5 protein-coding genes are annotated in these 6,560 nt (G+C 39.6%); 3 read left to right on the top strand and 2 right to left on the bottom strand.

Annotated elements, in window-relative coordinates:
- Both M901_RS18075 and M901_RS12700 read right to left on the bottom strand, forming a co-directional pair.
- Nucleotides 1-1,049: hypothetical protein (locus M901_RS18075; RefSeq protein WP_021278604.1), on the bottom strand; the 1,049-nt coding region annotated here is incomplete at its 3' end.
- Between the two features lie 84 nt (nucleotides 1,050-1,133).
- On the bottom strand, nucleotides 1,134-3,809 hold the full coding sequence (locus M901_RS12700) for a Tad domain-containing protein (RefSeq protein ID WP_021278605.1): 2,676 nt from the start codon (nucleotides 3,807-3,809) through the stop codon (nucleotides 1,134-1,136).
- Nucleotides 3,810-4,124: 315 nt separating this feature from the next.
- Here M901_RS12700 and M901_RS12695 point away from each other — a divergent pair, with 315 nt between their 5' ends.
- The 3 genes from M901_RS12695 to M901_RS12685 all read left to right on the top strand — a co-directional run bounded on the left by M901_RS12695 (nucleotide 4,125) and on the right by M901_RS12685 (nucleotide 6,290).
- Complete coding sequence (locus M901_RS12695) at nucleotides 4,125-4,649, top strand: hypothetical protein (protein WP_198295399.1); 525 nt, start codon at nucleotides 4,125-4,127, stop codon at nucleotides 4,647-4,649.
- 195 nt (nucleotides 4,650-4,844) lie between these two features.
- Nucleotides 4,845-5,327, top strand: coding sequence for a single-stranded DNA-binding protein (locus M901_RS12690; protein ID WP_021278606.1), 483 nt, complete (start codon nucleotides 4,845-4,847; stop codon nucleotides 5,325-5,327).
- A gap of 477 nt (nucleotides 5,328-5,804) precedes the next feature.
- Entirely contained in the window at nucleotides 5,805-6,290 is a 486-nt protein-coding gene (locus M901_RS12685) for a hypothetical protein (protein ID WP_034722150.1), read from the top strand.
- The last annotated feature ends 270 nt before the right edge of the window (nucleotides 6,291-6,560 follow it).

Raw genomic sequence — 6,560 nt, 5'->3', positions numbered from 1 at the left:
AGAGATGGGCCTGGTTCTCTGTAGTTTTCTGTTTCGATACCAGAGTTTTCTTCAGCTTCTTCAATTGTTTCAAACTTGTTTTCATTTGCAAGTTCTAGTGCTTCTTCTTTCTCGTAAGACTGAAGAGAGTCTTGAAGGTCTTTGTCTAGCTCAAGTTGTTGTTGAGCTTTGTATTTGGCGATGGCCTCTTCTCTTTTTAATCTCTTTTCTTCTTCAGCAGAGAGTTTCTTTGGAGTTTCTTTCTTTGCTGTTGATTTGGCTTGAGTTTTCTTTGTGGCTTTTTTGGCTACTTTCTTCTCGGCTTTCTTTGTCGTTTTCTTTGCTGCTTTTTTGGCAACTTTCTTTGCTGCTTTCTTTGCCGTTTTCTTGGCAGTTTTCTTGGCAACTTTCTTAGTTACTTTTTTGGCTGCTTTCTTTGCAGTTTTCTTTGCTACTTTCTTAGCAACTTTTTTGGCTGCTTTTTTTGTAGTTTTCTTAGCAACTTTTTTAGCCGCTTTCTTTGCAACTTTCTTTGTGGCTTTTTTAGTAGTTTTCTTAGCTACCTTCTTTGCCGTTTTCTTTGCTGCTTTCTTGGCAGTTTTCTTTGCCGCTTTTTTGGCAACTTTCTTAGTTACTTTCTTTGTGGCTTTTTTTGCTGCTTTCTTGGCAGTTTTCTTTGCTACTTTCTTAGCAACTTTTTTGGCTGCTTTTTTTGTAGTTTTCTTAGCAACTTTTTTAGCCGCTTTCTTTGCAACTTTCTTTGTGGCTTTTTTAGTAGTTTTCTTAGCTACCTTCTTTGCCGTTTTCTTTGCTGCTTTCTTGGCAGTTTTCTTTGCCGCTTTTTTGGCAACTTTCTTAGTTACTTTCTTTGTGGCTTTTTTTGCTGCTTTCTTGGCAGTTTTCTTGGTAGTTTTCTTAGCAACTTTCTTAGCTGTTTTCTTTGCAGTTTTCTTCGCAACCTTTTTGGCCGCTTTCTTTGTAGTTTTCTTTGCTGTTTTCTTAACCGCTTTCTTCGTTGTTTTTTTAGCGGTCTTTTTCGCAGCTTTTTTAGCAGTTTTCTTCTTTGCCACGTGTGTATCCTTAGTTAAATATGTTCACTTTCGTATTCTCGGTCAGTATAGCTAGAAAATTTAAAATATTTCAAGCTTTTTTCTTTAGAAATTCAAGTCTCCAAATTCGTTTAAATCACCCGTACTAAGCAGGTTGACATACTTTGAGCTTCCAAAGTCTGTTGGAGTCAGTGGGTTTTCAGCAGACGAGGTTCCATCGGTCTCAACATAGATCGATTTTCCTCTATAACCAATATTGGCATCAGTCAGGGCCTCGACCCCTACAAACTTTGTCGAGTAGTAGTTACGACGAGTCGAAATGACCGAGCCAGAAGGCGTTAGAGGGTTTGTGACCGTACCATCAGCGTTGGCCCCTTGATCAGCTCCAGGCATATAAGCCGTGGTCACTGTCTCATTTGTCATGGCCCGAGGGCTGTCTGCATATGTCGTCACGTAGTACATATCTTGAGGAGTTCGACTCGCTACGTCTACGATATATTCTTTAATGGCCGCTTTAAGCGGAAGAATGTCGCAATTGTCATTATTGGCCACCAGATCTTCACTCGTGAAGAAATGATTGAATTTTGCTGCAATACTGAGCTTGTCGCAATCAATGACACCAGTGAATGGGGCAGTGAATGGAGTTGCGCGGTCCTCATGGATTCCGTTGGCCGCACTAGTATAGGCCGCGGCATCTGAAGCTGGGACATTTCTCATTTGATCTGCAAAGTTCTTTAAAGCTTCATTATAAGCTTGAACAGAGCTTGATAAACTCGAAATATAATCTCCAAGAACTTCAATAATTGTAGAGTCAGTTCTGTATAGCGTTCTACCACCATAGAGCGGGGCAAAGTAGGCATACATCTCAGCACCAGTTACAGGGTGTTGCTGACCTAAGGTTCTGAGGGTTTCAGAGGACTCAATACCATCACCTTTACCTTTTACGGTCGGGACGAGGTAGTTGAGGGCGTCATAATTTGTTGGTGCACGAGCACTTTGAATTGACTGCTCAATTTCTTCTTGAGTAAGAGTGGCATTACTCTCTGAACCAGGCGGTAAGTTGGCCCTTAGAGCTTGATATTGTTCCATGTCGTAGAGACCTGCCGTTTCATCAGTCAGAGTTCCTAGGGCCGGGTAATATTGAGTCCCTGGTACTCTATCTGTTGTGAGGTCCTTTCCACCGCTTGGATATGTGTAGATCATATTTGGGATAGCAAATCTCATATTCGAGGCAATTGCCGTTGGAACTCCACCGATAGGGTCAGACTCATTTTGAATATAGAAGGATTGCTCGCTAGGGATTGGAAGTCCTGCTTTGTCTCCTGTGGCACTGGCCCTCGGATCTGCTCCTGTATTAAAGCTGAAGAGATAATTCGCTGTTCTTCCTGGTTTTCCACCACCTGTGCGAGGCTCGTTAAATGTTGCTGTTTTAAAGTCACTTGTTGAATTTGCTTTGACAAGAATGGGACCAATTCGACCACCATAAGGCTTTGCCGCTGCGTAGGCCTTTATCTTAATAGGGGTATTAAATGGATTCATAAGTCCAAGGTAGTCAGCCTCTCCTTTAACTGCGTAGTAAGTGAGAACTTGTGGGTTCTTATAGAAACCAAGAATATATCCTGGAACAGGAAGAGCTGTTTTTGATGAGGCACAGGCCGCTTCCATTGGTGTTCCAGCCGCAACATTGATTTCATCTGAATCTCTTGTTGTCGCGGCGAAAGTTGTAAAGAATGTCGTGTAGTTGAAAATCATTGGCAGAAGATCAACATAGTGCTTTTGAGAAACTGATGTCCCACCTACGTTATCGTAAATAGCACCTGCCGGAATAAGGAAATTACTTAGTGAAGTTGGAGATCCTTGGTAAGCCGAAGGAGCAAGCTCAGTTAGTTTAAATGTAGAAGCAAATGTGTCGTTATTAAATTTATTCTCACCACCTGAAATTGTTCTCATGGCCGCTTTATAGGCCTTGTAAGGTCTTTCATTAATTGCAAAGCCATAACTTTGATCGTTGGCAATCAAGCTTGATTCATTTTCAGTACAACCGTTTAAACAGATCCCATCTGTTACAGGTGGACGATTCAAAATCATTTCAAGATTACGCATCCTCAGGGCAAGTTCCATACTTTGCATCCATGCACCCGGACGATAGGCCGCAACGATTGGAACATCTGTGAGACTTTGCTTTCCTGTTGAGAAGGCGTAGTTCATCGCCGCTGCAAAGTTATAGGCCGTTCTATCACTACAGTTCTTCGCTTTTTGTTCAACGAAGGCGTTGATGGCCGCTTCAAATTGTTCACTTACGTTTGGAAGACCCGCGACTTTAAAACGCGGAAGTCCAGGAATTTGATAGACATCACAAATATTGTGAGAAGAGCCAAAGTGAATACAAACAGAAGGGAGGTTATACCTATCGCCAAAAGAAGAACCACTTGGATCAAATCTCTTTAGTCTAAAATCAACTCTGTCGCCTGTAAGATTTGTCGGGTGAGTTCTGGTATTCGACATTTGTCCCATGACGTAATACTTGAACATCCATTCTTTGAATGTGTTTCTCATTTCCCAGTTTAGATAACCAATATTGGAGAGTTGACGGGCCTGTACAGCTGCTCCAGACCAAGCTGCTGAGTCGACTGCATTTTGTAGATTAATCTTTGCTTTTACAAAGAGACCGACATTTGTAATGAAGGCAACCAAAGTAAATACCACGATAAGTGTAATTGATAGAAAGATACTTACTTGACCACTTTCATCTTGAATTTTGTCTTTAATAATAGAATTCATAAGCCTTTCTTAATTAGGTGAATTTATTGGTATCTAAATGCTACCGAAGGCCTTCTGAAATGTCACCACTACAAAGGTATTTCAATGGTTTGTGCCCTGTGTAAATTGGCCTGAAACTTGAATTATAAAAGGAGCCAGGAATGGTAGCAGAGACTGGCATGTGGAACGTTGGTAGATCTGCTACGTCCCGTCTTTTTAGACACATCTTTTACGGGGTTGAAAAACCCTCTGGTTTCAGCACGTCTAGGCCCAGGTGTCGAGGGGCACACTGGGCCCCTTTTTGCCCGCTAAAATTTGCTGTCGAAAATTGATAGAATGAAGTCTAGAAAGGAGGAAGGAGCAATGCATAAGCACCACCATGTGCCATTAGAAACCAGGACTTTTAAGTATAAAAATCCTCATATGGAATTCTATTGTCCTCTTTGTGGAACACAGAGAGCGATTATTGCAAAACCTCATCTTTCAGCAATGAATTACCTTCAAATTTCATTGATCACCTTGGCAATATCAGCATGTCTATACCCATTTATGGAGTTGAAAGGAATCTTTTCGTTCTTCCTTGTTTGGGCATTATTCGAAGGAGCTTTAAGGCTTAACTTCAGAAAAGAGGTTCCTTGTCCTCACTGTGGTTTTGACGCTTCTTGGTATAAGAAGGATGTGAAGGTGGCCAGAGAGAAGGTTGATCAGTTTTGGAGAGTCCATAAAAAAGCCGACGCAAATGTCTCTCAAAATGCCGATGGCGCACACATGGCCGATCATGCCAGTGAATTTGGTGAACACACACAATATTCTGAATTCGCAAATGGTCAAAATTATGAGGATGGTTCTATCAATTATTGATGGGGTCATTCCTTGTATTTTGAATTTCTAGGTTCTTAACGCACTTCGTATTAAAATATTCTTGCAACCTGTTAGAAATCACTTCTCAAAGAGGCTTATTCCATACTATGTTTATGCCTCACAACTTTATTAACAGGTCAGAGGTAATGGGATTCTAAAGTTTGTACCCATTATTAAGACGAAACGGAGGAATTTATGAGTGTTAACAAGGTAATTCTCGTAGGTAGATTAGGACAAGACCCTGAACTAAAGTACACACCATCTGGAATGGCTGTTTGTAACTTTTCACTAGCAACTAGTGAATCATGGACTGACAAGTCAGGACAAAAACAAGAAAGAACTGAATGGCACAGAGTTGTTGTTTGGGGAAAACTTGCTGAGCTTTGTGGACAATACCTTGGAAAAGGTCGTCAAGCTTACTTAGAAGGTGCTCTTCAAACTAGATCTTGGGAAGATCAATCTGGAAATAAGAGATATACAACTGAAATCGTTGCTAAGACAGTTCAGTTCCTAGGTGGACAAGCTGGTGCTTCAAATAATGCAGGTGCTGGAAACTTCCAAAACAATAACAACAATCAAGGAATGAATCAGCAAGCTGGTGGAAATGACGACATGATGAACCAAGATTACGATATCTCATCAGACGCTTCATTCACAGCCGACGACATCCCTTTTTAATGCCCGCGGCAAAATGCCAAGCATTTTGACGTCGGAGCTTTACCGTCACGCGAGCGTCAAAAAAACGCAAGCGAAGCGAAGCTTTTGACGCTTCAGCTGTGTGCGGAGACCATCTCCGCAAAAAATTTCCACAAAACAAAAAAATAAAAACAAGGCCCTCTTCCAAAGAGGGCTTTTTTCATGCTCTCCACAAACAAAGATATCTTAGTAAAAAAAACCTCTCTCTTAAAAGTAAGATTTAAGTTTGTCGATATTATTGAATGAAATGGGAAGTTTTAGTGTGAACACTACATGGATATTGATAGTTAGGGGAGAAGATTTTACAATATTGAAACTAGAACTCTTCGTCCTCATCAATGTGGACAAATTTTGAATGGAAATATCTTTCTCTGAAAACATATTATTCTGGTGGATATATCTATTTTCAGGAGTACTGATCCAAGTTCTATAGACTTATGTAATGAGGAGTAGTTGTTTATGAAAACTATTTTGCTATTGCTGATTATCAATTTTGCTGTAATGGGACTGGATATATCACCAATGTCTGGCAAATACGGATATAGCTTTTCTGAGAATCGTCCTGTAGAAATGTTGAGTACTAATGATATTCTTAATTTAAAAGAAGAACTAAAGATAAAGATTAGTAAAGATAATAAAAGTAGTAAAATACTAAATCAATTATACAATTGCATTTCTAGTATAGATGTTATTCACCATGGAGTATTAAATCATGAGCATATTATAGTTTTTAGTGGCCTTGATTTTGGGAAAGAACCTTCTATTTTGTTTTTTAATGTGGTGGATGGTGTGTACAAGTCAATAAGTAACGAAGAACTTAAAAAAGTTTTATCAGGGAACCCAAGCAAATATGGATTAGTTGGTTTTGACAATTACTTTTTTAAAATCTCTAGTGCAGACAAAGAAAGATTTAAAGTTGCATTGGTCAAAAATCAAGGAGCATAAAAATAAATACGTTCCTATAAAGCTGAGCTTAGGTTCTGATAAGATAGCTTAATAAAATCATTGTCAATCGCTACTAAGCAAAGATTGAAAGCAAGAATAGACGTATTAAAAAAGTGGTGATCATGTTGAGGATAGAAAAAAATAATCCTCCAGCGGTTGTTTTTGACTATTCCGTTTACGGTGCGTGCTTAAACGCAGCGAACCTTCTTAAAGATTCATTTTACAAGAAATATTTATTATCTATAAAAACTGAGACAGAAAAATTGTATG

Origin of the sequence: Bacteriovorax sp. DB6_IX (assembly GCF_000447775.1) — a bacterium.
Taxonomy (GTDB): Bacteria; Bdellovibrionota; Bacteriovoracia; order Bacteriovoracales; family Bacteriovoracaceae; genus Halobacteriovorax_A.
This window is presented reverse-complemented; position numbering and strand designations above follow the sequence as displayed.

Excerpts from the sequence above, each read along its gene's own strand:
- M901_RS12700 (WP_021278605.1), bottom strand. The coding sequence starts at position 3,809 with ATGAATTCTATTATTAAAGACAAAATTCAAGATGAAAGTGGTCAAGTA.
- M901_RS12695 (WP_198295399.1), top strand. The coding sequence starts at position 4,125 with ATGAAGTCTAGAAAGGAGGAAGGAGCAATGCATAAGCACCACCATGTG.
- M901_RS12690 (WP_021278606.1), top strand. The coding sequence starts at position 4,845 with ATGAGTGTTAACAAGGTAATTCTCGTAGGTAGATTAGGACAAGACCCT.
- M901_RS12685 (WP_034722150.1), top strand. The coding sequence starts at position 5,805 with ATGAAAACTATTTTGCTATTGCTGATTATCAATTTTGCTGTAATGGGA.